Annotated in this window: 22 protein-coding genes and 3 tRNA genes; 8 read left to right on the top strand and 17 right to left on the bottom strand. The window is 49.1% G+C overall.

The features are described from left to right. Nucleotides 1-86: 86 nt before the first annotated feature. Nucleotides 87-515 (top strand): thioredoxin family protein, encoded by a 429-nt coding sequence (locus tag C7W93_RS00745; protein WP_108438313.1) that lies wholly within the window; start codon nucleotides 87-89, stop codon nucleotides 513-515. On the opposite strand, the gene C7W93_RS00740 is transcribed toward C7W93_RS00745, so the two are convergent. The 3 genes from C7W93_RS00740 to C7W93_RS00730 all read right to left on the bottom strand — a co-directional run bounded on the left by C7W93_RS00740 (nucleotide 516) and on the right by C7W93_RS00730 (nucleotide 2,810). Next, on the bottom strand, nucleotides 516-1,430 hold the full coding sequence (locus C7W93_RS00740; RefSeq protein ID WP_108438312.1) for a LysR family transcriptional regulator: 915 nt from the start codon (nucleotides 1,428-1,430) through the stop codon (nucleotides 516-518). Between the two features lie 262 nt (nucleotides 1,431-1,692). Continuing rightward, nucleotides 1,693-2,028 carry a hypothetical protein gene (locus C7W93_RS00735; RefSeq protein ID WP_108438311.1) on the bottom strand — a complete coding sequence of 112 codons (336 nt, stop codon included), beginning with the start codon at nucleotides 2,026-2,028 and terminating at the stop codon, nucleotides 1,693-1,695. A 56-nt stretch (nucleotides 2,029-2,084) separates the two neighbouring features. Continuing rightward, nucleotides 2,085-2,810 carry an ABC transporter ATP-binding protein gene (locus C7W93_RS00730; RefSeq protein ID WP_108440395.1) on the bottom strand — a complete coding sequence of 242 codons (726 nt, stop codon included), beginning with the start codon at nucleotides 2,808-2,810 and terminating at the stop codon, nucleotides 2,085-2,087. A gap of 40 nt (nucleotides 2,811-2,850) precedes the next feature. Here C7W93_RS00730 and C7W93_RS00725 point away from each other — a divergent pair, with 40 nt between their 5' ends. Beyond that, entirely contained in the window at nucleotides 2,851-3,579 is a 729-nt protein-coding gene (locus C7W93_RS00725; protein WP_108438310.1) for an arylesterase, read from the top strand. Nucleotides 3,580-3,784: 205 nt separating this feature from the next. On the opposite strand, the gene C7W93_RS00720 is transcribed toward C7W93_RS00725, so the two are convergent. The 10 genes from C7W93_RS00720 to C7W93_RS00675 all read right to left on the bottom strand — a co-directional run bounded on the left by C7W93_RS00720 (nucleotide 3,785) and on the right by C7W93_RS00675 (nucleotide 14,071). Next, a complete protein-coding gene (locus C7W93_RS00720; RefSeq protein ID WP_108438309.1) occupies nucleotides 3,785-5,719 on the bottom strand; it encodes a SurA N-terminal domain-containing protein in 1,935 nt (644 codons plus the stop codon). A 78-nt stretch (nucleotides 5,720-5,797) separates the two neighbouring features. After that, a tRNA-Asp gene (locus C7W93_RS00715) sits at nucleotides 5,798-5,874 on the bottom strand. Between the two features lie 61 nt (nucleotides 5,875-5,935). After that, nucleotides 5,936-6,011: transfer RNA gene (locus tag C7W93_RS00710), tRNA-Val, on the bottom strand. A gap of 86 nt (nucleotides 6,012-6,097) precedes the next feature. Then, the gene (locus C7W93_RS00705) at nucleotides 6,098-6,394 is read right to left on the bottom strand and encodes an HU family DNA-binding protein (RefSeq protein ID WP_370446434.1); all 297 of its coding nucleotides are present in this window, start codon (nucleotides 6,392-6,394) and stop codon (nucleotides 6,098-6,100) included. A gap of 305 nt (nucleotides 6,395-6,699) precedes the next feature. Continuing rightward, nucleotides 6,700-9,114 (bottom strand): endopeptidase La, encoded by a 2,415-nt coding sequence (gene lon, locus C7W93_RS00700; RefSeq protein WP_108438307.1) that lies wholly within the window; start codon nucleotides 9,112-9,114, stop codon nucleotides 6,700-6,702. A 235-nt stretch (nucleotides 9,115-9,349) separates the two neighbouring features. Further along, entirely contained in the window at nucleotides 9,350-10,621 is a 1,272-nt protein-coding gene (gene clpX, locus C7W93_RS00695) for an ATP-dependent Clp protease ATP-binding subunit ClpX (RefSeq protein WP_108438306.1), read from the bottom strand. Between the two features lie 237 nt (nucleotides 10,622-10,858). Beyond that, on the bottom strand, nucleotides 10,859-11,485 hold the full coding sequence (gene clpP, locus C7W93_RS00690) for an ATP-dependent Clp endopeptidase proteolytic subunit ClpP (RefSeq protein WP_108438305.1): 627 nt from the start codon (nucleotides 11,483-11,485) through the stop codon (nucleotides 10,859-10,861). Between the two features lie 130 nt (nucleotides 11,486-11,615). Beyond that, complete coding sequence (tig, locus tag C7W93_RS00685; protein WP_108438304.1) at nucleotides 11,616-12,968, bottom strand: trigger factor; 1,353 nt, start codon at nucleotides 12,966-12,968, stop codon at nucleotides 11,616-11,618. A 239-nt stretch (nucleotides 12,969-13,207) separates the two neighbouring features. Beyond that, nucleotides 13,208-13,702: a CreA family protein gene (locus C7W93_RS00680; RefSeq protein WP_201747127.1), complete on the bottom strand. Its 495-nt coding sequence runs from the start codon at nucleotides 13,700-13,702 to the stop codon at nucleotides 13,208-13,210. A gap of 284 nt (nucleotides 13,703-13,986) precedes the next feature. Beyond that, a tRNA-Leu gene (locus tag C7W93_RS00675) sits at nucleotides 13,987-14,071 on the bottom strand. A 299-nt stretch (nucleotides 14,072-14,370) separates the two neighbouring features. Between C7W93_RS00675 and hpnC the strand changes: the two genes are divergently transcribed. From hpnC to C7W93_RS00645, 6 genes are all read left to right on the top strand, one after another. Then, the gene (hpnC, locus tag C7W93_RS00670) at nucleotides 14,371-15,183 is read left to right on the top strand and encodes a squalene synthase HpnC (protein ID WP_108438303.1); all 813 of its coding nucleotides are present in this window, start codon (nucleotides 14,371-14,373) and stop codon (nucleotides 15,181-15,183) included. A 167-nt stretch (nucleotides 15,184-15,350) separates the two neighbouring features. Next, nucleotides 15,351-16,184: a presqualene diphosphate synthase HpnD gene (gene hpnD / locus C7W93_RS00665; protein WP_108438302.1), complete on the top strand. Its 834-nt coding sequence runs from the start codon at nucleotides 15,351-15,353 to the stop codon at nucleotides 16,182-16,184. 21 nt (nucleotides 16,185-16,205) lie between these two features. Further along, on the top strand, nucleotides 16,206-17,585 hold the full coding sequence (gene hpnE / locus C7W93_RS00660; protein ID WP_108438301.1) for a hydroxysqualene dehydroxylase HpnE: 1,380 nt from the start codon (nucleotides 16,206-16,208) through the stop codon (nucleotides 17,583-17,585). Nucleotides 17,586-17,969: 384 nt separating this feature from the next. Then, nucleotides 17,970-18,662 (top strand): PadR family transcriptional regulator, encoded by a 693-nt coding sequence (locus C7W93_RS00655; RefSeq protein WP_108438300.1) that lies wholly within the window; start codon nucleotides 17,970-17,972, stop codon nucleotides 18,660-18,662. A 7-nt stretch (nucleotides 18,663-18,669) separates the two neighbouring features. Continuing rightward, nucleotides 18,670-19,497 carry a siderophore-interacting protein gene (locus C7W93_RS00650; protein ID WP_108438299.1) on the top strand — a complete coding sequence of 276 codons (828 nt, stop codon included), beginning with the start codon at nucleotides 18,670-18,672 and terminating at the stop codon, nucleotides 19,495-19,497. 263 nt (nucleotides 19,498-19,760) lie between these two features. Further along, complete coding sequence (locus C7W93_RS00645; protein WP_108438298.1) at nucleotides 19,761-20,897, top strand: alpha-hydroxy acid oxidase; 1,137 nt, start codon at nucleotides 19,761-19,763, stop codon at nucleotides 20,895-20,897. Nucleotides 20,898-20,934: 37 nt separating this feature from the next. On the opposite strand, the gene C7W93_RS00640 is transcribed toward C7W93_RS00645, so the two are convergent. The 4 genes from C7W93_RS00640 to ctaD are packed head-to-tail and all read right to left on the bottom strand — an operon-like array spanning nucleotide 20,935 to nucleotide 24,456. Beyond that, nucleotides 20,935-21,300, bottom strand: a complete 366-nt coding sequence (locus C7W93_RS00640; protein ID WP_108438297.1) for a cytochrome C oxidase subunit IV family protein — start codon at nucleotides 21,298-21,300, stop codon at nucleotides 20,935-20,937. A 9-nt stretch (nucleotides 21,301-21,309) separates the two neighbouring features. Beyond that, nucleotides 21,310-22,053 (bottom strand): heme-copper oxidase subunit III family protein, encoded by a 744-nt coding sequence (locus C7W93_RS00635; protein WP_108438296.1) that lies wholly within the window; start codon nucleotides 22,051-22,053, stop codon nucleotides 21,310-21,312. 19 nt (nucleotides 22,054-22,072) lie between these two features. Continuing rightward, nucleotides 22,073-22,699, bottom strand: a complete 627-nt coding sequence (locus C7W93_RS00630; protein WP_225869715.1) for a bb3-type cytochrome oxidase subunit III — start codon at nucleotides 22,697-22,699, stop codon at nucleotides 22,073-22,075. Next, nucleotides 22,696-24,456 (bottom strand): cytochrome c oxidase subunit I, encoded by a 1,761-nt coding sequence (ctaD, locus tag C7W93_RS00625; protein WP_108438295.1) that lies wholly within the window; start codon nucleotides 24,454-24,456, stop codon nucleotides 22,696-22,698. Before ctaD ends, C7W93_RS00630 begins: the two co-directional genes overlap by 4 nt. Between the last annotated feature and the right edge of the window lie 4 nt (nucleotides 24,457-24,460).

Raw genomic sequence — 24,460 nt, 5'->3', positions numbered from 1 at the left:
TCATTTATCTTGGGCAAATTTACAACCAGTGAACTGCAATATTTTACTAGCCCCACGAAAAAGTCTAGTCACGGTAAAATGCGCGCATGCCTGTCCTGATTATTAGCAATGAAAACCGCCCGCAACTGGCCCAGATTCTGGCTGAAGACGGCTGGGTGGTCGCTTGCCTGTGCGCGGCATGGTGCGGAAGTTGCCGTGAGTACCAAACTAACTTTACGGCGCTGGCCTTACGCCATCCCGAGGCGCGCTTCGTTTGGATCGACATTGAGGATCAGGCTGATCTGATGGATGATCTGGACGTTGACAACTTTCCTACCCTGCTGATTCAGCGCGGAAAAATCGTGACTTTTCTGGGGCCGGTTGAACTCGATTTACGGCTAGCTGAAAGATTATTTTTAGCGCAACATAAGAAAAGTCCGACCGATCTGGCGATTGAAGCAGATAGCTCCGCAGAACGCCGACAATGGCAGAGCAATGGCAATTTGGTATTAAGGCTTCAGCAAGCGGCGAATTAGTTAGCCAGCCAACCAGGGATCGCGATCCGGATACGGAAACTGCGCCATCATAAAATCGACAAAGCTACGCACCTTGGCCGACAATAACCGGCGACTTGGATACACCATTTGCACAGATATTTTACTAATCTGATGTTCGGGCAATACACGTATCAGTTTGCCTGTACGCAAATCATCGCCAAGTGAATACGAACTACGCATGGCGATCCCCATTCCAGCAAGGGCGCAGTGGCGTAACAGGTCTGCATTATTCGATATGACTTTGCCAGTGATGGGCACCGTGGACATCCCATCCGGGGACTGAAAAGTCCAATGATGGCGAAAATTCTCCAAAGAAAAATTTAGACATGCGTGTTGTTGCAGGTCTTCCGGTAGTAACGGCATGCCATGCTTGAGTATGTACTCCGGCGACGCACATAACAGCACATCGGCGATCCCCAACTGACGCGCTACCATGCTGACATCGAACTTCTGGAAGACAGTAAAAATACCGACATCAAAACCTTCTTCTACCAAATCGACCGTGCGATCAGACATTGTCACATCCAGCACGACGTCTGGGTATTGCAGCGAATATTGTGGCAACAAACGCGCCAACTGCATTTGCCCGAAACCGATGTGGGAATAGATATGCAAGGTTCCGGCAGGCTTTTTCGACACCGCGGAGGCAACTGCATCGGCCTCATCAATTTCTGCCAGAATACTGCGAACCCGCTCCAGATAGGCCTGTCCTGTCTCAGTCAACGACATTCTGCGCGTCGATCGATTCAACAAGCGCGTGCCAAGATGATTCTCCAGCTCGGCGACGTGCCGCGTGACAACCGCATTGGACAACGCCAGCGCCTGCGCCGCGCCTACAAAACTACCTTGTTCAACGACTTTTGAAAAAACCCGCATTGACTGGAGACGATCCATATTTTTACTAACCCTTTATTTCAGGCATTTTCTAGTCGCCTTTTAACCATTTTCCGTCAACTTTGACTATTCTCTTAAACGCAACACCAACTATAACCATCCGAGTACTTACCGGGTCCTGCCAAATTTATTTGAAGATCAACTGCTAAAACTAGCAGACAAACAACATCAAGGACTTACGCAACTGCGAATGTAATTGACGTTTAGTTTCTTCGATGGTCGGCAGCGCTTTATATGTGACGCAAAAATACTCACTACAAAATTAGCGCAAAAAGAGCGCCATCGCAAAGCCCAATGCCACCAATGCCACAGCCAAAGATAACCACGCTATACGATTAGCCAGTCGCAACCGTCTTTCGGTCGCTACTAACGTACGCTCAAGCGCCGGTACTGCAGTTTTCAATTGCTCGGCAAGTGCCTTGATATCTTGAATGTTTTGCAGCGATGCGTTTTGCAATTCAGCCACTTGCTGCTGCAAAATCTCTATCTGGCTAGTTTCATTACTGCCTTTACGCTTTGTAAAAACAGGCTTGGCAACGGTAAGAATATCGCCGAGGTAAGGAAGAATCGCTTTTGCTACTGGAAGCCAGGCAGCCATATATTTCCTTCCCGTTACGTGAATTACTAAAAGTTATCGATTACCGTCAGGACAGATCAAAAAATGTGCGCGTCGCTGGGCGAAGTGTCACCGTGGTGCAGCAAGCGCCCGGCAGCAATCGTTATAGTCTGACGACATTGCATCGCTATTGAGGTGTCATGCGTCACCAACACCAACGTCGAACCACGTTCCTGATTAAGATCGAACATTAACTGGATCACAGCGTCGCCAGTGGCAGCATCCAGACTACCGGTCGGCTCATCAGCGAACAGCAAAGGTGGCTCTGTCACAAAAGCGCGCGCTAACGCAACCCGCTGTTGCTCGCCGCCAGATAAATATTTCGGATAATGGCGCAAGCGACTTGATAAGCCGACACGCCCTAGCATGATCTGCGCTTTTTCTTTGGCATTGACATTGCCGTGCAATTCTAACGGCAACATAACATTTTCTAAAGCATTCAAATGGCTCAGTAATTGAAAGGATTGAAATACGAAGCCGAGCTTTTCCTTGCGTACACCGGCACGTCCATCTTCATCCAGCGCAAAAATGTCGACACCATCAATTTTCACAGTGCCGCTGGTTGGCGTATCCAAACCGGCTAACAGGCCTAGCAATGTCGATTTACCAGATCCTGAAGCACCGACGATCGCCAACGTAGTACCCGCATGAACGGTAAAATTGATATCGTTAAGTATCACTAGTTCGCCACTGGCATCAGCGACGCGCTTGCTCAGGTTTTGTGCGACTATCGCAAAATCCCGTGCAGGCATGATAGCTTGCATTGAAGAAACATCAGAAGTATCAATCGAAGAGGATAGCGGCATGCGGATTATCAGTAGAAAATGTGGAAATATTATTCGGCGTTGGCGCGAGCAGCCATCGCTCACAGCAAATCGGTCAGGAAAAATCAACCGCATCTCGCGCCGCAATGTTTTGCTGACCAGCTTGATTAGTGTACTCGCGGCCTTTGGTACGTTGTCTTCAACCAGCGCTCATTCTGCATCAAAATCCATTCTGGTGTTGGGCGATAGCCTATCAGCGGAATATGGACTGGCCCGCGGCACTGGCTGGGTGGCACTACTTCAGCAACGGCTGCAGACACAACATAGCGATATCACCGTCACAAATGCCAGTATCAGCGGCGAAACGACTAGTGGCGGCAACACGCGACTACCGGCCCTTTTAAAACAGCGCCCCAATATTGTCATCATCGAACTCGGGGCAAATGATGCGCTGCGCGGGCTTCAACTAAAAGCGACAGAATCCAATCTGCGCACGATGATCGCGGCCGCACAAAAAGCACACGCCAAGGTACTACTTGTCGGCATGCGTATTCCACCTAACTATGGTCGTGACTATACAGAGAAATTTTTCGGCTTATATTCGACCGTTGCACAACAGACTAAAGTCGCTTTAGTGCCTTTTCTGTTGGAGGACATTGCCAATAAGTCGGCGTTATTTCAAGCCGACCGCATTCATCCGATAGCAGAAGCACATCCGACCATGTTAAATAATGTATGGCAGAAATTACAACCCTTAATCAAGAACTAATATTCATTCTAATTAAGGTAAAAAGAGCGAAATCGAAGTCATTGCGTACCAAGATTAAGGCAATAAATTCAATTGCTTATGCTCACGATAAATCACTCGATGCAAATATCAGAACTTCAGATTTAGAGTTAAACTTGGGCTCAGCTTGGGCTCAGATCAAAAAAAAATGCCACTTTGCAGTGGCATTTTTTTCGCTAGAGCTATTTTACTTTGATGCAGAATTGTCATCCGGCGCGGCGCTGGCAACAATTGGTTTTAGTATTTTTACCGTGGCCTTCTGCTTCAGAACCTCAACATAAGCACTCATTTCCTGCTGCGCTAATGCAGATGTAATCTGCTGTTGCTCTGACTGTCTACGCGCTTGATCCACTGTCGCTGGCTGAGCAACTTTACCGATACGATAAATAGCATAACCTTGTTCTGGCAGCGCAACGCCAACATACGCAGGCAACTTGCTGGTATCAGCCTTCATCACCGCTTCAAATACATTCGGTGCAATCCCCTGATGGTTGACACGCGAAACTGTTTTCACAGCACCAAAATCAGCAGTATCATCTTTTGCCTTTAATTCGGCCAATTTAGAAACGCCAGTCTTTTGCGCTAACTCAGCTTCTGCGGATTGCGTAACCTTCGCTCGCACAATTTCTTTGACATCTTCAAATGCCTGAGTCGTCACCGGCTTGTAGCTAATAACATGCCCGGCAACTAAAATATTTGGTGCGACTTCAATTGCTGCAGTGTTGCGCTTATTCTTTATTGCGCCATCTGCGAATATCGCCGTAAGGAATTTTTCATTATTATAGGCTACGGTCGGTGCAACGCCAGGATTTGGATGACGCCCCAGATTCGCAACTGTTTGAATAGACAATTTCAACTTATCAGCTACGGGTTGCAGACTATTTGCCTGTTCATACACAGTATCGCTAAACAACTCAGCCATCTCTGCGAATTTTTTCGCGGCCAACTGTTTTTGAATTTCGGCAGCGATGTCATCCTTGACTTGCGCCAATGGCTTGACTTCTTCTGGCTTGATACCCGTCAATTGAATGATGTGATAACCGAAATCCGACTCAACCACATCGCTGATCTCACCTTGCTTGAGTTTCAACGCAGCATCGGAAAATGGTTTGACCATCATGCCTTCGCCGAAATAACCCAAATCGCCGCCATGTTCTGCTGAAGCTGTATCTTGAGAATTTTCTTTCGCCAACTTCGCAAATTCAGTTGGATCTTTACGTACTTGTACGAGCAAACTCTCGGCCTTTGCTTTAGCTGTAGCTTTATCCGCAGCGGTAGCATCCTTGTTAACCGTAATCAAAATATGGCTTGCGCGACGTTGCTCAGGTGTTGAGTAACGCTTCAAGTTCTGTTCGTAATAAGATTTAACATCTGCATCGCTAACTTTGATCTGCGCTGCTACTGCCGCGCTATCCAGCACGACATATTCTGCTTTAACTTGCTCAGGGATTTGGAATTGCTGACTATTTTTGGTGTAATAGTCTTTCAGCATCTCATCGGTGACTTTTACCTGTGATGCGTAGGCGCTGGTTTTGAATACCAATTCCTGAATATCGCGCTCTTGATCATTGATATTTGAGAAACGCAAAGCCAGCGATTTAGGCACGAATGCAGTAGCTTGAATTGCACCGGTCAATTGCTGCAATGCCAGGTCCTGACGCAGGCCAGCTTCATACACTTTTGGCACTGTACCTTGCGCGGCGAGTAAGCCGCGGTATTTTTCATTGTCGAACTTGCCGTCCGTACCTTGCAACTCTGGAATACCAAGTAACGTTTGCTGTAGCGTTAAGTCTGACACCATGAGATGCTCACGCGTCACTGCTGCTAATTGTGCGCGTTGCGCAATTAGATTCTCCAAAACGCCTTGCTTGGCCGCTGGCGTGTCAAACATTTTGGCGTCGAATTGTGCGCCGAACATTTGTCGCATGCGATCCATTTGCTGGCGCTGGGCCGCGTCCAGTTCTTGTTGCGTAATCGACTGACCAGCGACTTTCGCGACGGTATTGGCACTGTCACCAAAGCTGGTATAGCTCTGTAGACCAACAAGAGCGAAAGAAGGAATGATCAACAATAGAAGCAGAAACTGCATCAAACGTTGATGGGAGCGAATAAACTCGAACATGGCAGCCAATCAAAGACAAATTGCTAAAATCACTAGCAGATATGAAAAAAGGCGAACTTTCGTTCGCCTTTTTAATTCTGGCGGAGTGGACGGGACTCGAACCCGCGACCCCCGGCGTGACAGGCCGGTATTCTAACCAGCTGAACTACCACTCCTAAAACTACGTATTGCAAAAATTTTTTCAAATTTAATCGCAACTATATTTGTTTGACTATCTGGTGGGTGCTGAGAGGCTCGAACTCCCGACCTACGCCTTGTAAGGGCGCCGCTCTACCAACTGAGCTAAGCACCCTACAGTTCATATCTAAACCAAATGTGATTTAAAACAGAGGGCTAAGCTAGTCAAACAATTGACGTTTGTCACCACGCCAAAGACAATTAGTTTACAGCATCTTTCAGCGCTTTGCCAGGCTTAAATTTAGGAACTTTGGCGGCATCGATTTTAATTGCCTCACCCGTACGCGGATTACGACCAGTACGTGCGGCGCGCTTACCTACCGAAAAAGTACCGAACCCAACTAAGGTGACAGTACCGTTCTTATGCAAAGTAGTTTTAACGGCACCAATCAATGCATCTAAAGCCCGTGATGAGGCCACTTTGGAAATATCTGCCGATTTGGCAATATGCTCGACCAGTTCAGTTTTGTTCACTTCAAGCTCCCTGAAAAATGAAATTTTGGATAGTTTTCTCGCGCGGACTATCTACAAAAAATCACGGCGAAGAACGTAGAACAAATCTATCGACCTCATTAAACAAGCGGTAAAGCGGGGTGTCAAGCGGTTTGCCCTGATCTTAAATGGATTTAACCAAAAGTATCATTTCCAAAAATAACGTTAGTGGGCAGATTTTTTCAGATAAAAAAAACGCCCTTTCAGGCGCTTTTTTTCAGATACTTCAAGCAATCAAATATCAACACAATACTCAAAGCACTATTTCGTTTTGCTGCCTATCGCACTAAACATGCGATAGGTTTACTTACTTAGTGCTTAACGACTGTCGTATCCGTTTTTTCACCAGACTTAGCGACCGCTGCCGCATCGACGACTGCTTCTTCGTCGGTGAGAGGAACAGGTTGCCGTTCCAGCGCAATTTCCAAGACTTTATCGAACCAACGCACAGGTACAATTTCAAGCTTATTTTTTACGTTATCAGGGATATCAGCAAGATCCTTGACGTTTTGCTCTGGAATCAATACCGTCTTGATCCCACCGCGATGCGCTGCCAATAGCTTCTCTTTCAAGCCACCAATCGGCAATACTTCCCCGCGTAACGTAATTTCACCCGTCATTGCCACGTCGGCCCGCACCGGAATCCCTGTAAAGATCGATACCAGAGCGGTTGCCATTCCAATCCCCGCCGAAGGACCGTCTTTCGGCGTTGCACCTTCCGGCACGTGAATATGAATGTCAGTCTTCTCAAAAGCTTCGTTCTTGATACCAAGTTTCTTAGCACGACTACGCATCACCGTGCGCGCCGCTTCTATCGACTCTTTCATCACATCACCGAGCGTACCGGTCCGGATGATTGCGCCCTTGCCTTGCATCGCTACGGCTTCGATAGTAAGCAGTTCGCCACCGACTTCAGTCCAAGCAAGTCCGACCACTTGGCCAACTTGATTTTCTTTTTCAGCAACGCCGAAATCAAAGCGACGAACACCCAAAAATTTATCGATATTTTTGGAGGTGATGGCGACTTTTTTCTCCTGTTTTTTCAACAGAAGCAACTTCACCACCTTGCGGCAAATTTTAGAGATTTCACGCTCTAGCGACCGCACGCCAGCTTCCCGTGTGTAATAACGAATGATGTCGCGAATAGCACTGTCGGCGACACTAATTTCATCCACCTTCAAGCCGTTATTCTTGATCTGCTTAGGCAGCAAATAACGCAGTGCAATATTGGCTTTCTCATCCTCTGTATAGCCGGACAAACGAATTACTTCCATCCGATCCAGCAACGCTGGCGGTATATTGAAAGAGTTCGACGTCGCCACAAACATGACATCCGACAAATCGAAATCAACTTCGATGTAATGATCGGAGAACGTATGATTCTGCTCCGGATCAAGCACCTCAAGTAACGCCGAAGAAGGATCGCCGCGGAAATCCATCCCTAACTTGTCAATTTCATCAAGCAGGAACAAGGGATTACGGACACCAACCTTCGCTAGACTTTGCAAAATCTTACCTGGCATTGAGCCGATGTAAGTACGACGATGGCCGCGAATCTCAGCCTCATCCCGTACACCGCCTAATGCCATACGCACGAATTTACGATTTGTGGCACGTGCAATCGATTGACCAAGCGAAGTTTTACCTACGCCCGGTGGCCCGACGAAACATAGAATCGGGGCTTTCAGTTTGTCGACACGTTGTTGGACGGCGAGGTATTCCAGAATACGCTCTTTAACCTTATCCAAACCGTAGTGATCACCTTCGAGCACTTTTTCGGCGTTACCCAGCTCGTTATTTACCTTGGATTTTTTCTTCCATGGCAAACCTACCAGCGTATCGATATAGTTACGCACCACTGTCGCCTCGGCAGACATTGGGGACATTAATTTCAGTTTCTTGAGTTCGCTTTGCGCCTTTTCCAGCGCTTCTTTTGGCATCTTTGCGGAAAGGATTTTCTTTTCCAGTTCCTCTAGATCCGCGCCCTCTTCGCCTTCGCCCAGCTCTTTCTGAATCGCTTTAACTTGCTCATTCAGATAGTACTCACGTTGCGATTTTTCCATTTGGCGTTTGACACGGCCACGGATACGCTTTTCAACTTGAAGAATATCTAGCTCACCCTCAAGCTGCCCTAACAGGTGCTCGTAGCGCTTACCGACATTGAAGATTTCCAGAATGACCTGCTTTTGCTCAAGCTTAAGCGGCAAATGCGCAGCGATAGTATCGGCCAGACGACCAGCATCATCGATGCCCGCCAGCGAAGTCAATATTTCTGGTGGAATTTTCTTGTTGAGTTTGACGTATTGATCAAACTGTTGAACGATGGCGCGACGCATCGCCTCCACCTCTGCTTCGTCACCGGATTCGGATTCAACCGGTGTCAAGTCAGCCACAAAATGCGTATCCAACTCGCTGATGTGATGAATTCTTGCGCGTTGTGCGCCTTCCACCAATACCTTCACGGTACCGTCAGGAAGTTTTAACATTTGGAGAATGTTAGCGACGCAACCAATCTCATAAATGTCGTCAGCCGATGGCTCATCTTTGGCAGCGGCCTTTTGAGCGGCCAACATGATGCTCTTACCTTGTTCCATTGCGGCCTCAAGAGCCTTGATCGATTTTGGACGACCGACGAACAGAGGAATCACCATATGCGGAAATACCACCACATCCCGTAACGGCAATAGTGGCAACCGGGTTTGTTCAGTAAATGTAGAAGTTGTCATGGCGAGCCCTATCAAAAAATCTTATTATTGATGTTGGCACGAGTAGCCTAAACACAAGCCCTAGTTGCAACAAAAAAATCCTCACTTACATTTTGCGTGGGCAACAAAAAAGCCACACGCGAAGTTACCTTCGGGTGGCTTTACGATTGAAGCCGATTTTTTTTATTTCAGAAATTGTACTTCTTTTGCCTAAAAAGCGGGTTTTTTAGCCGCTTTTTTACCATTTTTTACAATTTCAAGATTTTGCGCCTGAAACTTTTGGTTGCTCATGATAAATCATTAATGGCTTTACCCCGTGGGTAATGCTGTTTTCGTCTATTACGACTTTTGAAACATTTTTATGGCTTGGCAACTCATACATAACATCTAGCAAAGCATGCTCAAGAATCGAGCGCAAACCACGAGCGCCGGTTTTGCGTGCTAATGCTTTCTTGGCAATAGCCTGTAGAGCAGCTGGCCGAATATCAAGTTCAGCGCCTTCCATTTGTAATAACTTTGCATATTGCTTAATCAGGGCATTTTTTGGCTCGACAAGAATCTGAATCAAAGCCGCCTCATTAAGCTCAGTCAAGGTCGCAATCACCGGCAGACGTCCGACCAATTCCGGAATCAAACCAAAACGCGTTAAGTCTTCTGGTTCGGCATCCAGCAATACTTCGCTAGAAATACGTTGAGTTTGACTCTTTACGCTCGCTGAGAATCCAATACCACTTTTCTCTGAGCGCTCGGAAATAATTTTTGTCAGACCGTCAAACGCGCCACCGCAAATAAATAAGATATTCGTCGTATCAACCTGAACGAAATCTTGATTCGGATGCTTACGGCCGCCCTGTGGTGGCACCGAAGCCATAGTTCCCTCGATTAGCTTCAGCAGAGCCTGCTGCACGCCCTCACCGGAAACGTCACGCGTAATCGATGGATTGTCGGACTTGCGCGTGATCTTATCGATTTCATCGATATAGACGATACCTTTTTGCGCTTTTTCGACTTCATAATTGCAATTTTGCAGCAATTTTTGAATAATATTTTCAACGTCCTCACCAACATAACCAGCTTCAGTAAGGGTAGTTGCATCCGCGATCACGAACGGCACATTCAAGGTACGCGCCAAGGTTTGCGCCAATAGCGTTTTACCAGATCCGGTCGGTCCTACTAGCAGAATATTGCTCTTCGCCAGTTCGATGTCATCTTTTTTACCCAAATGCTTCAGGCGCTTGTAATGGTTGTATACGGCTACGGCTAAAATCCGCTTAGCCGTTTCCTGACCAATTACATACTGATCAAGCAATTCGCAAATTTCCTGAGGAATCGGTAGCTCCGATTTCTGTCCATCCAACGTTTCGACGCTTGACGCTTCGTCACGAATGATGTCATTACAGAGATCGATACACTCGTCGCAGACGAAAACCGAAGGACCCGCGATGAGTTTTTTTACCTCGTGCTGGCTTTTCCCGCAGAAGGAACAATAGAGCAGTTTTTCGCCGCTGGAAGTTTTTTTATCGGACATAGGGCAATGTTTGAGTAAGCGTCAGTAAAGGATTTCGAGCTAAGACTGGAGCAGTCTACATAAGCGGCCACATGGCTTTAAATTGATATTACCTGCGAAACACCAACTCGTCACGGCACCGAACAATTTAAATGACAGCGACGTCACATTTTTCCGCTAAAGAATGAAAAATGTAACATCAAAAATGAAAAACGCCCGACCTGTGTAGATTCGGGCGTTTGTGTCACACCCGACTTATCAGGCGCGCGTCGTAAGAACCTTATCAATCAAGCCATATTCAACGGCAGCATCTGATGACATGAAATTATCACGGTCTGTATCTTTGCCGATCTGCTCGATACTTCTACCGGTTTTTTCCGCCAGAATACCGTTCAAACGTTCACGCAGATACAAGATTTCTCGCGCTTGAATCTCAATATCGGAAGCTTGTCCCTGCGCACCGCCCAATGGCTGATGAATCATGATGCGCGAATTCGGTAACGAGAATCGCTTGCCTTTGGCACCAGCTGCTAGCAGGAATGCGCCCATTGATGCGGCCATGCCCGTGCATAAAGTTGATACATCCGGCTTAATAAATTGCATCGTGTCAAAAATCGCCATACCGGCCGAAACTGAACCGCCAGGGGAATTGATGTAAAGCGAAATATCCTTTTCCGGATTTTCACTTTCAAGGAAAAGCAATTGTGCGACGATAAGATTTGCAGTCTGATCATTAACCGGACCGACCAGAAAAATTACCCGTTCACGCAGCAGACGCGAATAAATATCATATGAACGCTCGCCGCGACCGCTTTGCTCAACCACGATAGGCACCATGCCGAGCATGTCAGTATCTAGCGCCGAATTACGATGAAAGCCTGTCATATTTTTCCTTATTGGAGCGTATTTGATGCCTGCTCAAATTCTGCTAAGCAACTTGTATCTATTGCACGCAAATCCTGAGCAGGCCTCGCAAATCGGGCTTAGTCAGCCATATTCAGCTGACGACAATTAATTACGCTTGTTGACCGTTGTTAGCCATTAGTTCATCAAACGGGACCAATTTTTCAGTCACTTTCGATTTGCTCAGGACGTAGTTAACGACGTTTTCTTCCAAAACAAGTGCTTCGACTTCAGCCAGACGGCTACGATCGCTAAAATAATATTTCAGAACTTCTTTTGGATCTTCGTAGCTTTGTGCGAAATCTTCAACTTGCGCTTTGACTTGCTCAGCGCTAGCTTGCAATTTGTTTTCTTTGACGACATCGGCCAGGATCAATCCCAGACGAACACGACGCTCGGCTTGGGCAGTGAACAGTTCTGGAGGGAAAGGCATGCTCTTAACATCCATACCGCGCTGCGCCATATCCTGACGGGTCATTTCGACCAGACGTTGTACGTCTTGATCAATCAACGCTTTCGGTACGTCTAATTCGCTAACCTTGATCAACGCATCCATCACGCTGTCTTTGTTCTTCGCTTTGACACGTGCACCGACTTCGCGCTCTAGATTGAGCTTAATGTCTGCTCGCATTTTTGTCAGATCGCCGTCTTCCATACCCAGCGATTTGGCGAAATCCGTATCCACTTCAGGCAAGTGCGCCCATTCCAGCTTTTTCAGTGTGATAGTAAATTCTGCAGTTTTTCCAGCGACGTCCTTGCCGTGATAGTCGGCAGGGAAAGACAATTCAAAAGTCTTTGCTTCGCCAACTTTCAGACCGACAGTAGCAGCTTCGAACTCAGGCAACATACGACCTTCACCTAGTACGAAAGCGTAATCTTCAGCCTTGCCGCCTGCAAATTCAACGCCGTCAATTTTGCCAACGAAATCGATGGTTACGCGGTTCTCGTTTTGTGCGGCAAGATCACTGCCACCGTCGCCGTGTTCGCCTTGCTCGCCCTTAACGTGGTAATGCACACGTTGTTTACGGAGAATATTGATGGTTTTGTCGATTTCAGCGTCGCTTACTTCGGCTTTAGTCTTTTCGACTTCAACCGAGCTTAAGTCACCAATTTTGACTTCAGGATAAACTTCGAAAGTTGCTTCGAATGCGACCACACCTTCAGGTGTACCTTCGCTGGTCTTAGGCTCGATGTTTGGAAAGCCAGCAACGCGCAAATTATTTTCGTTCGCAGCATCATTGAATGCGCGGCCGACTTTATCGTTCAGAACTTCATTTTCCACTTGAAAACCATACTGCGCAGCGACCATTTTCATTGGCACTTTACCAGGACGGAAACCCGGTGCCTTAGCGGTACGGGCACGCACTTTTAGGCGCTTTTCAACTTCAGTTTGCACTTCAACCATTGGAATAGTAATGGTGAGGCGGCGTTCAAGTTTGTTCAGAGTTTCGACTGCAGTTGCCATGTGAATCGTCCAAAAATTAAAAATTCTGTGTTTTATATGTGTAACCAGAGTGACTCAAATAATTAAAAACATCAAAGAACTAACGTTTTTTATCAATTAAGCGGCTAAATGTTGCCATTCATACGCTGTCCCCGGCACCCTAAAGTCCGATATTCTATACGTAAAACAGTTGGTTGCGCCAAAACCGCTCACGATGACGGTGAGATCCTGCCGTAATCCGCCCCGAAGCAATAAAAAGCCTACTTTACCGGTATCAATGTAGTCGTCGGCACGGGCACTGCGGTAATGCTGTTTTGAGGATTGCCGTCGATCAATTTATCCGAGTACGTCAAATAGATCAATGTATTACGCTTGGGATCGACTATACGGACGATATGCAAACGTTTAAACAATAGCGACATCCGTTCAGTAAACACGTCCTCCTGCAAAGGTAACTTATCAGGAAAGCGCAAATTTGTCGCGACCTGGCGGCAAGCAATTGAAGCCTCAGCCCGGTCTTCCGCTAAACCAACAGTACCTTTCACGCCACCGGTACGCGCACGCGAGACGTAACAAGTAACGCCCTGTACCCTGGGATCGTCGTAGGCTTCAACTACGACCCGGTCGTTATGGCCAAGCAAACGAAACGCTGTACTAACCTCGCCCACTTGCTCAGATCCGGCATATGCACTGCTCATCAAACAGATGCCGACTAAAGCGCCGCCTAGTGCTGCGTTTAACGAAATTTTGCGCATGTTGTCCCTTAAAGAAATACACATTTCACATCGGCGAAAAATCATATTAAACCCCATAAAGCCGAATAGAACGCGTTCTTTTGCACTACTTTAGTCCGGTATATATGGGCATATTCAGAATCGGCAAGCAGAGATCGCCCAGAGTCGGCAGCTAGCAGAAAGTTATTACGGAAAAAATGCGCTCACAAATGTAGCGGACACAAAAAAACCCTCATTAGAGGGCCATTTTGACATCGCGCAATCTCAACTAGAGTGCAGCGATTATTTTTACTACTTTTAGTACTTGGTGCGGATAGAGGGACTTGAACCCCCACGTCTTTCAACGCTAGAACCTAAATCTAGTGCGTCTACCAATTTCGCCATATCCGCTTCAAGAGGCAGGATTCTATCAAATAGCAATCCAAAACGCTACTTAATTATAAGATCAACCCGATATTTTGTATGCATAACCATTTGCGCGCACATTTCGTCGCCATATTTTCACTTTAAAGGGCACTAAAACATATCCATCGTCACCGCAAATTACGCATATCTGCTCAAAGAACCGAGCTATCGCGGCGGTAAATTGGCGCGAATTTCTCTCCGGCAGCAGGTTTTCCTTTACTATTCGGGGCGGTCGCCTTAACCGCAATTTTGCCAGCTCTTATGTCCGCTTATGCCAGCCTCTTATGCCGATTAATCATTACGAAAACTTCCCGGTAGCCTCATGGTTAATGCCGGCACGCTTACGGCCAGCGGTTCAAGCAATTTATGCATTTGCCCGTAGCGCTGACGATATTGCTGACGAAGGCGACGCTAACGCAGAAGAGCGTATCGCCGCATTAAGCGACTACCAGGCAGCGCTCGATAGGATTGAGCAACAAAAACCTGCCGAAAGCGCTTTATTTCAGGCACTACACGTAGTCGTTACGCAATACGCGCTGCCGATAACACCATTTCGAGCCCTGTTATCCGCATTTAAACAAGACGTCGTTACCACACGCTACACCAATTTTGAAGACCTGCTGGATTATTGCAGACGTTCGGCAAATCCGGTCGGCTGCCTGATGCTGCACTTATATGGCGCAGCCACCCCAGAAAACCTGCGTGATTCCGATGCTATCTGCTCCGCGTTACAGCTCATTAACTTCTGGCAAGATGTCGCTATTGACTGGGATAAGCAACGCATTTATTTACCGTTAGAAGACTTGCAGCGCTTCGGCGTCAGCGAAGCACACATCGCCAATGCCGATAGCGATCAACATTGGCGTAATTTGATGCAATTCGAAATCCAACGCGCCCGCAAAATGATGCTAGACGCAGCGCCATTGGCTTTGCGTCTACCAGGAAGAATCGGCTGGGAATTGCGGCTTGTGGTGCAAGGCGGCCTGCGGATTCTGGAAAGCATCGAGCGCGTAGATTACGATATTTTTCGACATAGACCAAAGCTGAGAAAGACCGATTGGCTGATGTTAGGATGGCACGCAATTCGAATGCACTAACATTGCCGTCATTTGCCCAGGTTAAAGCGGGGAAGATTATCGGCTTTTTTACAACCATGATTTGTCCTGCTCAGCACACTCGGCTAGCATAGCGTGCTTACCTGATTCGGCATCACATCAACCCGATTGCCGTAATACAAAACACAACAAGACTACAAAGATCCTTCATGTCTCCTGACGACTACTGCCAGCAAAAAGCCGCCCAGAGCGGATCAAGTTTTTACTACAGCTTTCTGTTCTTACCAGCAGAGCGGCGACGCGCAATCACCGCCCTCTACGCGTTCTGTCGTGAAGTCGACGATACGGTCGACGATTGCACCGACGAGGTAGTGGCGAGAACCAAGTTGATGTGGTGGCGCAAGGAAATTGCCGCGATGCTGAACGGCGATCCAACCCACCCGGTCACCAAAGCGCTGCAACCCCACCTAAAGACTTATCAGCTTGATGGCCAGCACTTGCAAGCGATTGTCGATGGCATGGAAATGGATTTGAATCAGACGCGCTATCTGGATTTTCCCGCCTTAAAACAATATTGCTGGCACGTTGCCAGCGTAGTCGGCATTTTGTCAGCAAGCATTTTTGGCGTTACGCAGCCGCAGACGCTGCAATTTGCAGAAAAACTAGGTCTGGCGTTTCAGCTCACCAACATCATTCGTGACGTGGGCGAAGATGGTCGCAAGGGTCGTATTTATTTACCCGTCAATGAATTACAGCAATTCGGCGTCACCGCTGCTGATATCCTGAACGCACGTCATAGTGAAAACTTTGAAAAGTTGATGCGTTTTCAAGTCGCTCGTGCACAACAAATGTATGACGAGGCATTCGCTCTATTGCCGAAAGAGGATCGCCGTGCCCAACGCCCGGGGCTGATGATGGCGGCGATCTATCGCGCCTTGTTAAATGAGATTGAGCACGATGGTTATCACGTACTTAACCAGCGTATTTCACTGACGCCAATTCGAAAATTATGGCTAGCCTGGAAGACTTATATCCGTGGCTAATCTATTTTCCAGCCGATTGCCATGAGCGCCACGAAACGCAAAATCGCCGTCATAGGCGCCGGTTGGGCCGGTTGTGCGGCAGCGGTAGCGCTGTCAGACAGTCAACATCAAGTGACCTTATTCGAGGCGAGCCGCGTACTTGGCGGCCGCGCCAGAAGCGTGACACTTCATCGGTCTAAAGCTACTGACGTGATTGAAGCAGTCGAACCCATCAAAGCCGATACAAGTATTACGCTCGACAATGGCCAGCACATCTTGCTCGGCGCTTACAAACAAACCCTGCAATTGATGCGCAAAGTAGGCATTGATCCGAAAACGGCGTTATTGCGCCTGCCATTACAAATGTGCTATCCCGCTGACAGCGGCGGCATGATCTTCAGCGCTCCCCGTCTGCCCGCGCCGTTACATCTATTAGTCGCCTTATGGCGCGCGCAGGGACTGAGCCGCGAAGATAAATTAGCGTTGGCCCGTTTCAATTCCGCCGCCCGCTGGATGGGCTGGCAGTTGCATGACGATTGCAGCGTTAGCACGTTGCTCGAACGCTTCGATCAGACCAAGCGCCTGATCCAATTGCTATGGCAACCGCTATGCATCGCTGCGCTAAATACACCGCCAGAGCGCGCCTCAGCACAAGTTTTTCTGGCAGTATTGCGTGACAGTCTGGGTGCGCGCCGCGCCGCCTCGGACATGCTAATACCTCGACTACATCTCAGCAGTGTATTACCGGATAACGCTGCAACATTTATCGCGCAACAGGGCGGCAGTCTTCGCCTTGGCTGCAATATCAGGCAGTTGCAGGCAGACGGCAATCAATGGCGTTTAAGTGCCAATGACTACGAGGATAGTTTTGATGCGGTGATCGTCGCCACGCCGCCAGATACTGCGGCTAATTTACTGACCAACCTGGCCGATACCGCGCTGCTGCAAAGCTTCTCTTACGAACCGATTACGACCTGCTATTTACAGTACGCGCCAACGATCTCCCTTCCGCAGCCTTTTTTTGCGCTGATTGAAGATAATCTCAACAGTGAATGGGGCCAATTTGTATTTGATCGCGGTCAACTTGATGCAGCACAAGCCGGTCTGTTAGCCGTTGTCATCAGTGTTTCCGCGGCGGCCATTTCGCATGGGCACGACACATTGATCAATGCGATTGCGGCACAGTTAGCCAAGGTGTTCAAACTGCCCGCATTAGCGCATCCGCAATGGGCTAAAGTAATTTCTGAAAAACGCGCGACTTTTGCCTGCTCCCCCGCCCTCACTCGCCCGAGCAATAGCACTGGCGTGACTGGCCTGTTTTTAGCGGGCGACTATACCGCTAGCGACTATCCGGCAACTTTAGAAACAGCTGTCCGTAGCGGAAATCAGGCAGCGAAAGAATTGATGTCAGCTGTATGCTGAACGACTAAATTGTTAAAAAAGTATTTTTGTAACGCATTTCCCCGCATCAAAAACTAACATAACCAACATAATCAACATAACTAACGCGAAGACGAAGATTTTGTCTCCGCGTCAGCACATCGCTGTACTTCCTGAGCGCAACCGCGCACCGCATTTTCGATAAGTCCACTAGCAAACCTGCGCCATAACTTCGTCTCATGCCGTCTGTCGTCGGCTATTTATAGCCTCGCTCCCATCTCAGTCTATCGTCCCCCACTTTTTGTTCGGACGGAATATCTTTGGCAACCCGGCGCTCCGAAAGCCGCCTTATTCGCACAAAAATAATCTTGACAACGTATCTTAAGATATATATCTTAAGATACATAATCACCTAAAGGACAAAAAATGAAACACCATCATCACTCTCACTCACCATTTGATCACCAGTCCTCCGACCGGTTTTCGCTGCATGCACTCTGGCACGCCATCGGCGGCGGCCATCACCGTCGTCATGGCGGTGGAGGCCGCTTTCCCGGCGGTCCAGACTTCGGTGGTGACGACGAAGGCATGCCACGCGGTCGCAAATTCAGTTCCGACGATCTGCAATTGCTGTTGCTGGCATTGCTGGCCGATGAGCCGCGGCATGGCTACGAACTGATTAAGGCACTAGAAGTGCGCTCGAATGGCTTCTATACGCCCAGCCCTGGCATGGTTTATCCAGCGCTGACTTACCTTGAAGAATTGGGTTATGCGACTGTCGAAGCAGAAGGCAATCGCAAGCGCTACGCACTGGCTGAGCCGGGTCGCAGTTATCTGGCCGCGAACCGCGAACGGGTCGACTTGATGCTTGCCAAGCTTAGTCATTTCGCACGAAAAATGGATTCAGTACGCCGTGCGTTTGCTGGAGAAGAGGCTTCTGATGACGCAGGCGGAGAAGGCATGCGCTGGCACCCCGAATTCGTCAAAGCCCGCCGCGCTCTGAAGCATGCATTGCTATTGCGTAGCGATGCCTCGGTGTCAGAGCAGCAGCGGATCGCAGCCATTCTTGCACGTGCTACCGCCGAGATCGAAACCCAACCTGTTCACACTCCGGAGTAAAACAACGATGCCTGAAAACATACTTTTGGACCGCCCCGATCTGGCGGTCTCCCGCGTACGCTATCCGCTAAAATTCCGTTTATTGCAAGTAAAACGGGTCCTGCAAGTCACGCCGCATATGGTGCGCGTCACGCTGACGGGCAACGATCTCGACGGCTTTCAGTCGGGCTCTTTTGATGATCATATGAAGGTTTTCTTTCCGCCTCCTGGCGCGGACAAGCCCACCCTACCTCAGGCAGGACCAAACGGGCCCATCTTTTCGGAGACAGAACCAAGGCCAATCGCCCGCGATTTCACCCCACGTCGCTACGATCCGGCAGCAGGCGAACTGGATATTGAGTTTGCACTGCATGCCGCTGGGCCAGCCACAATCTGGGCAGCGCAAGCCAGGGTCGGGCAATATCTTGGCATCGGCGGACCACGCGGATCGATGATCATACCCGCCGAATTTGACTGGCATCTTCTGATCGGCGATGAGACTGCACTGCCTGCAATTGCACGCCGCATCGAAGAATTGCCGGATAATATGCGAGTAGCGGCCCTCATCGAAGTCGCACAACCGTCGGCCCACATCGCGTTTGACAGCAAACCGAACGTATATATCGAGTGGCGCTTCCGCAATGCAGCAGACCCCAGAGCTGATTTGCTGTCTGCGCTACGCGAGATGCACATCCCTGAAGGCGAAGGTTATGTCTGGGCGGCTGGCGAATCTACACTAATACGTGCTGTGCGCCAGCATTTATGCATTGAACGCGGGATCGACAAAAGCCGCATTCGTGCTGCTAGTTATTGGAAACGCGGTGCCGACGCGGTCCATGAAGTCTTTGAAGACTGATGTTAAAAATAGCAATAATGCCGGCGCTCAACCAGCATTTCACCTTCAATAAGGGGGATCACGCTAGCCGATTCCCCTGCTTTGTTTCCGGCACCCATCCTCAAATGCGTTGCTGAGTTGAAAAGTCTTCACCTAAATCCGCCATGATTCTCTTCCACCGATGGTGCTTTTTGCCCTAGGATGACGGTTGGGCTAAATACCAAAAAATATTCAAAGCACATTGATCCACGCCACATTCCTCACATCACATTCACGGAGAAACCATGCCCGTCATTACCTGCATCGAAGATCTGCGCGTACTCGCGCAGAAACGGGTACCAAAAGCGTTTTACGACTATGCCGATAGCGGCTCTTACACTGAAGGCACTTACCGTGCCAATAGCGACGATCTGGCCGCCCTGAAATTACGCCAACGGGTTGCCATCAACGTCGACCAGCGCAGCACTGCAACCACCATGATTGGCGAAAAAGTTACCATGCCAGTCGCCATCGCCCCTACCGGACTCACCGGGATGCAATGGGCCAACGGTGAAATGCTAGGCGCGATTGCGGCTGAAAAATTCGGTGTCCCGTTCACACTCTCGACGATGAGTATCTGCTCGATCGAAGATGTCGCCAGCGTCACCACTAAGCCGTTCTGGTTTCAGTTGTATGTGATGCGTGACCGTGGCTTTGTAAAATCCCTGATTGAGCGCGCCAAAGCGGCAAAATGTTCAGCGTTAGTGTTAACACTGGATTTGCAGATTCTGGGACAGCGTCATAAAGATTTGAAGAACGGCATGTCCGTGCCGCCGAAACTGACTCTCGCCAATATTATCGATCTGGCATCCAAACCGGCATGGGCATTACGCGCGCTAAGCGGACGTAAAACCTTTGGTAATCTGGCAGGTCACGTTAAAGGCGCGGACGGCATTCTGACGTTGAGCAAATGGACCGCGAGCCAATTCGATCCAACCTTATCCTGGGACGACATCGCCTGGATCAAAGAACAATGGGGCGGAAAACTGATACTCAAAGGTATTTTAGACGTTGAAGATGCCAAAATCGCCGCCGCCAGCGGTGCCGACGCCATAGTCGTCAGCAACCACGGCGGTCGTCAGCTGGATGGCGCAGTGTCCTCCATTTCTGCTTTACCCGCGATTGTGGAAGCCGTCGGCGATCAGATTGAGGTCTGGTTTGACGGTGGTATTCGCAGCGGTCAGGATGTGCTGAAGGCGGTCGCTTTGGGGGCCAAAGGAACGATGATTGGGCGCGCCTTTCTTTATAGTCTGGGCGCAATGGGTGAAGCAGGCGTGACCAAAATGCTGGAAATCATGCGGCAAGAACTTGATGTCAGCATGGCCCTTACCGGGACTAAAGATATCAAGGATGTCGGACCGCAAATTTTGATGCGCCGCTAATCTTAATTAATCGCAATGACCACCGCTGAGCCTCGGCTCAGCGGAAAAATAATAAGCGCATAAGAAACGTGTAATGCGCCTCGGTCGCCATCAAGACCACCAGCACCAGCAAGCATAACGGCGGCACCAGAATCGCATACACCAACGCCAGCCGTTCCCATGCCATGTGCATGAAAAAAGCAACGATCAGCCCCGCCTTCAATAACATCAGCAGCAAAATCAACGCCCATCGCAGATAGCCGTGAAACTGCAAATAATCGACCATGTACGAAAGCGTACTGAGGACGAATAGCAGACCCCAAATTTTTAGGTAAAGACTGGTCGGATGCTGTTGACCAGTATGTTGCTGACCGGCAGTGGGATTCGCCGCATTAGTCGAGCTTCCAGAATCTGAAGCGTGCATGATGACACCTCACCAAAGATAAAACAGCGCAAAAATAAACACCCAGACCAGATCCACAAAGTGCCAATACAAACCGGCGATCTCCACAATCTGATAATTCCCGCTGCGCTCGTAGCGCCCGCGTAATACCTTCACCGCAACCGTCACCAGATAAATGACGCCAATCGACACATGAAGGCCGTGAAAACCGGTAATCATGAAAAACGATGCCCCAAACTGCGGTGCACCCGCTAAATTGTGCCAAGGGCGCACGTGTTCATTGACGATCAAGTTAGTCCATTCAAACGCCTGCATGCTGACAAAAGACACACCAAAACAAGCGGTAATCAACATCAACACGGCAGCACGCACACGCTGGCGGCGATATGCAAAATTTACCGCCATCGCCATCGTGCCGCTACTACTAATGAGCACAAAGGTCATGATCGCGATAAGCAACAGCGGCACTTCGACACCGCCAATATGCAGCGCAAACATCACGCTTGGATCGGGCCATCGCTGCGTGCCGGACATCCGCACCGTCATATAGCCGACCAGAAAACAACTAAAAATAAAGGTATCCGAGAGCAAGAATATCCACATCATCGCCTTGCCCCACGAAACCTTAAACGCGGTCCGATCCGATGACCAGTCGCTGACCAACTGACGCACGCCACTCAGCGCAGGCACGGCCGCCGCACCACCGCCAACAGGCTCTGATGCTAAAAGTGCGCCTGCATTTGCAGGTTTGGGACTGTCTGCCGATATATCCATACCGCCTCCCTTTTACGCCTCAACGTGTGCCGCAAACCCAGCGCACTACTTCCGGCGTCAGCCAGCCAAGTGCAGCAAACAAGACGATCCATACCAACAGCAAAAAATCCCAGTAACGTGCACATAGCGCGATCCGCCAGTGAACATTGACCATCTCAACATCGACAGAGGCCCGAAACCACGCGCTACGCGCAGTGCGCCCCCAACCAACCAAGCCACCGAAAACATGCAAACCGTGCATCGCCGTCAGCAAATAGAAAAAACTCCCGGCAGGATTGCCAACCGGCGTTACATGCATGCTTAGTAGTGCTTGCCAGCCCCACATTTGCACGCCTAAAAATAGCATCCCGCAAACACCTGCCGCCGCCAGAAAATTGCGTGCCGAGGTCAATCGCCGCGCGCTGCTGGCGAGATGCAACAGACCACTTGCGACAATCAATAACGCGGTGCTAATCCACAACTGCCATGGCATGACAATCGGCGACCAATCCTGCGCATCCATGCGCATCACATACGCCGCCAGGAACAATAAAAAGAGCGCGCTTGCGACACCGATAAACAACCACAATGCGATGCTGATAGTGCTGTCATTGGTACGCACAACCCGACCAGATTTAGAGATGTTGATATTCATGGCGGCGCTCATGCCAGCGCTCCTTTACTCACGCCCGGCCCGGCCGTTTCTATTTTTGGCGGCGTATTCTGTGCGATGAAATCTTCCTGCTCGCCGGGCAAGCTATAAGCATAAGCACCGCGATACACCACCGGTAATTGTGGCCCCCAGTTGCCATGCCCCGGTGGTGTGGTCGGCGTTTGCCATTCCAGCGAAGCCGCGCGCCATGGATTGGCCTCGGCAGGTTTGCCTCGGAACGTGCTCCAGATAAGATTGAATATGAACACTATCTGGCCGAATGCCACCACAAACGCTACTACACTAATAAAGACATTTAACGACTGTGCCGATGACGGAATGAATTTATAACCTTCAAATACGTAGTATCGACGCGGCATGCCAAGTATCCCAAGATAGTGCATCGGAAAGAAAATGGCGTAAGTCCCCACAAAAGTGATCCAGAAATGAATTTTGCCCAGCCGATCGTCCAACATTCGTCCGGAAATCTTCGGAAACCAATGGTAAATCCCACCAAAAATCACTAGCAGCGGCGACACCCCCATCACCATATGGAAATGCGCAACGACAAAATAAGTATTGGATAAAGGAATATCGACGCTGACATTGCCCAGAAACAATCCTGTCAATCCGCCGATCAGAAAGGTGCTGATAAACGCCAGCGCAAACAACATCGGCACCGTCATATGAATATCGCCATCCCACAACGTCAACAACCAGTTGTAGACTTTAATCGCCGTGGGAATCGCGATCACCAGCGTCGTAGTGGCGAAGAAAAATCCGAAATACGGGTTCATCCCGCTGACAAACATATGGTGCGCCCACACCAATACGCTGAGCACGCCGATAGACAGAATCGCCCATACCATCGTGCGATAGCCGAAAATACTTTTGCGCGCATGCACGCTGATCAGATCTGAGACAATACCGAACGCTGGCAGCGCGACGATATACACCTCCGGATGTCCAAAAAACCAGAATAAATGCTGAAACAGCAGCGGACTGCCGCCATTGTAAGCACTGGCTTTGCCCATCGATAACAGCGCGGGCATGAAAAAGCTGGTCCCCAGCGTGCGATCAAGCAGCATCATAATGCCGCTGACAAACAACGCGGGAAAAGCCAGCAACGCCAAAATAGTAGCGACAAAAATTCCCCAGACGGTTAACGGCATACGCATCAGGGTCATACCTTCGGTGCGCGCCTGCAATACCGTCGTCACATAATTTAATCCACCCATGGTGGCGGCGGCGATGAATATCAGCAACGACACCAACATCAAAATAATGCCCCATTCATAACCTGGCGTACCGGGCAAAATTGCTTGCGGCGGATACAGTGTCCAACCTGCTCCCGTAGGACCGCCCGGCACAAAAAAACTCGACATCAGGACGATGACAGAAAGAAAATACGTCCAGAAACTCAACATATTCAAATATGGAAACACCATATCCCGCGCCCCAACCATGAGCGGAATCAAATAATTTCCAAACCCGCCCAGCAGCAACGCCGTCAGCAAATAAATCACCATAATCATGCCGTGCATCGTCATGAACTGGTAATAATGCGTCGCATCGATACCGGCAAAACGGCCCGGAAATCCCAGTTGCAACCGCATCAGATTCGACAGCACCAAACCGACCAGACCAGCAATAATCGCCACACAGGAATACTGAATGGCAATGACCTTGTGGTCCTGGCTCCAGATATATTTAAGAAAAAAACTTTGCGGTGCGTGGTGCATGCTGTCTTCGGCATCATCGGTATTAGTCATAGCC

The organism is Glaciimonas sp. PCH181 (assembly GCF_003056055.1).
Lineage (GTDB): Bacteria > Pseudomonadota > Gammaproteobacteria > Burkholderiales > Burkholderiaceae_D > Glaciimonas.
This window is presented reverse-complemented; position numbering and strand designations above follow the sequence as displayed.

Bases quoted from the DNA above. Each gene is read 5' to 3' on its own strand.
- C7W93_RS00745 (WP_108438313.1), top strand. From the start codon at position 87: ATGCCTGTCCTGATTATTAGCAATGAAAACCGCCCGCAACTGGCCCAG.
- C7W93_RS00740 (WP_108438312.1), bottom strand. From the start codon at position 1,430: ATGGATCGTCTCCAGTCAATGCGGGTTTTTTCAAAAGTCGTTGAACAA.
- C7W93_RS00735 (WP_108438311.1), bottom strand. From the start codon at position 2,028: ATGGCTGCCTGGCTTCCAGTAGCAAAAGCGATTCTTCCTTACCTCGGC.
- C7W93_RS00730 (WP_108440395.1), bottom strand. From the start codon at position 2,810: ATGCAAGCTATCATGCCTGCACGGGATTTTGCGATAGTCGCACAAAAC.
- C7W93_RS00725 (WP_108438310.1), top strand. From the start codon at position 2,851: ATGCGGATTATCAGTAGAAAATGTGGAAATATTATTCGGCGTTGGCGC.
- C7W93_RS00720 (WP_108438309.1), bottom strand. From the start codon at position 5,719: ATGTTCGAGTTTATTCGCTCCCATCAACGTTTGATGCAGTTTCTGCTT.
- lon (WP_108438307.1), bottom strand. From the start codon at position 9,114: ATGACAACTTCTACATTTACTGAACAAACCCGGTTGCCACTATTGCCG.
- clpX (WP_108438306.1), bottom strand. From the start codon at position 10,621: ATGTCCGATAAAAAAACTTCCAGCGGCGAAAAACTGCTCTATTGTTCC.
- clpP (WP_108438305.1), bottom strand. From the start codon at position 11,485: ATGACAGGCTTTCATCGTAATTCGGCGCTAGATACTGACATGCTCGGC.
- tig (WP_108438304.1), bottom strand. From the start codon at position 12,968: ATGGCAACTGCAGTCGAAACTCTGAACAAACTTGAACGCCGCCTCACC.
- C7W93_RS00680 (WP_201747127.1), bottom strand. From the start codon at position 13,702: ATGCGCAAAATTTCGTTAAACGCAGCACTAGGCGGCGCTTTAGTCGGC.
- hpnC (WP_108438303.1), top strand. From the start codon at position 14,371: ATGCCGATTAATCATTACGAAAACTTCCCGGTAGCCTCATGGTTAATG.
- hpnD (WP_108438302.1), top strand. From the start codon at position 15,351: ATGTCTCCTGACGACTACTGCCAGCAAAAAGCCGCCCAGAGCGGATCA.
- hpnE (WP_108438301.1), top strand. From the start codon at position 16,206: ATGAGCGCCACGAAACGCAAAATCGCCGTCATAGGCGCCGGTTGGGCC.
- C7W93_RS00655 (WP_108438300.1), top strand. From the start codon at position 17,970: ATGAAACACCATCATCACTCTCACTCACCATTTGATCACCAGTCCTCC.
- C7W93_RS00650 (WP_108438299.1), top strand. From the start codon at position 18,670: ATGCCTGAAAACATACTTTTGGACCGCCCCGATCTGGCGGTCTCCCGC.
- C7W93_RS00645 (WP_108438298.1), top strand. From the start codon at position 19,761: ATGCCCGTCATTACCTGCATCGAAGATCTGCGCGTACTCGCGCAGAAA.
- C7W93_RS00640 (WP_108438297.1), bottom strand. From the start codon at position 21,300: ATGCACGCTTCAGATTCTGGAAGCTCGACTAATGCGGCGAATCCCACT.
- C7W93_RS00635 (WP_108438296.1), bottom strand. From the start codon at position 22,053: ATGGATATATCGGCAGACAGTCCCAAACCTGCAAATGCAGGCGCACTT.
- C7W93_RS00630 (WP_225869715.1), bottom strand. From the start codon at position 22,699: ATGAGCGCCGCCATGAATATCAACATCTCTAAATCTGGTCGGGTTGTG.
- ctaD (WP_108438295.1), bottom strand. From the start codon at position 24,456: ATGACTAATACCGATGATGCCGAAGACAGCATGCACCACGCACCGCAA.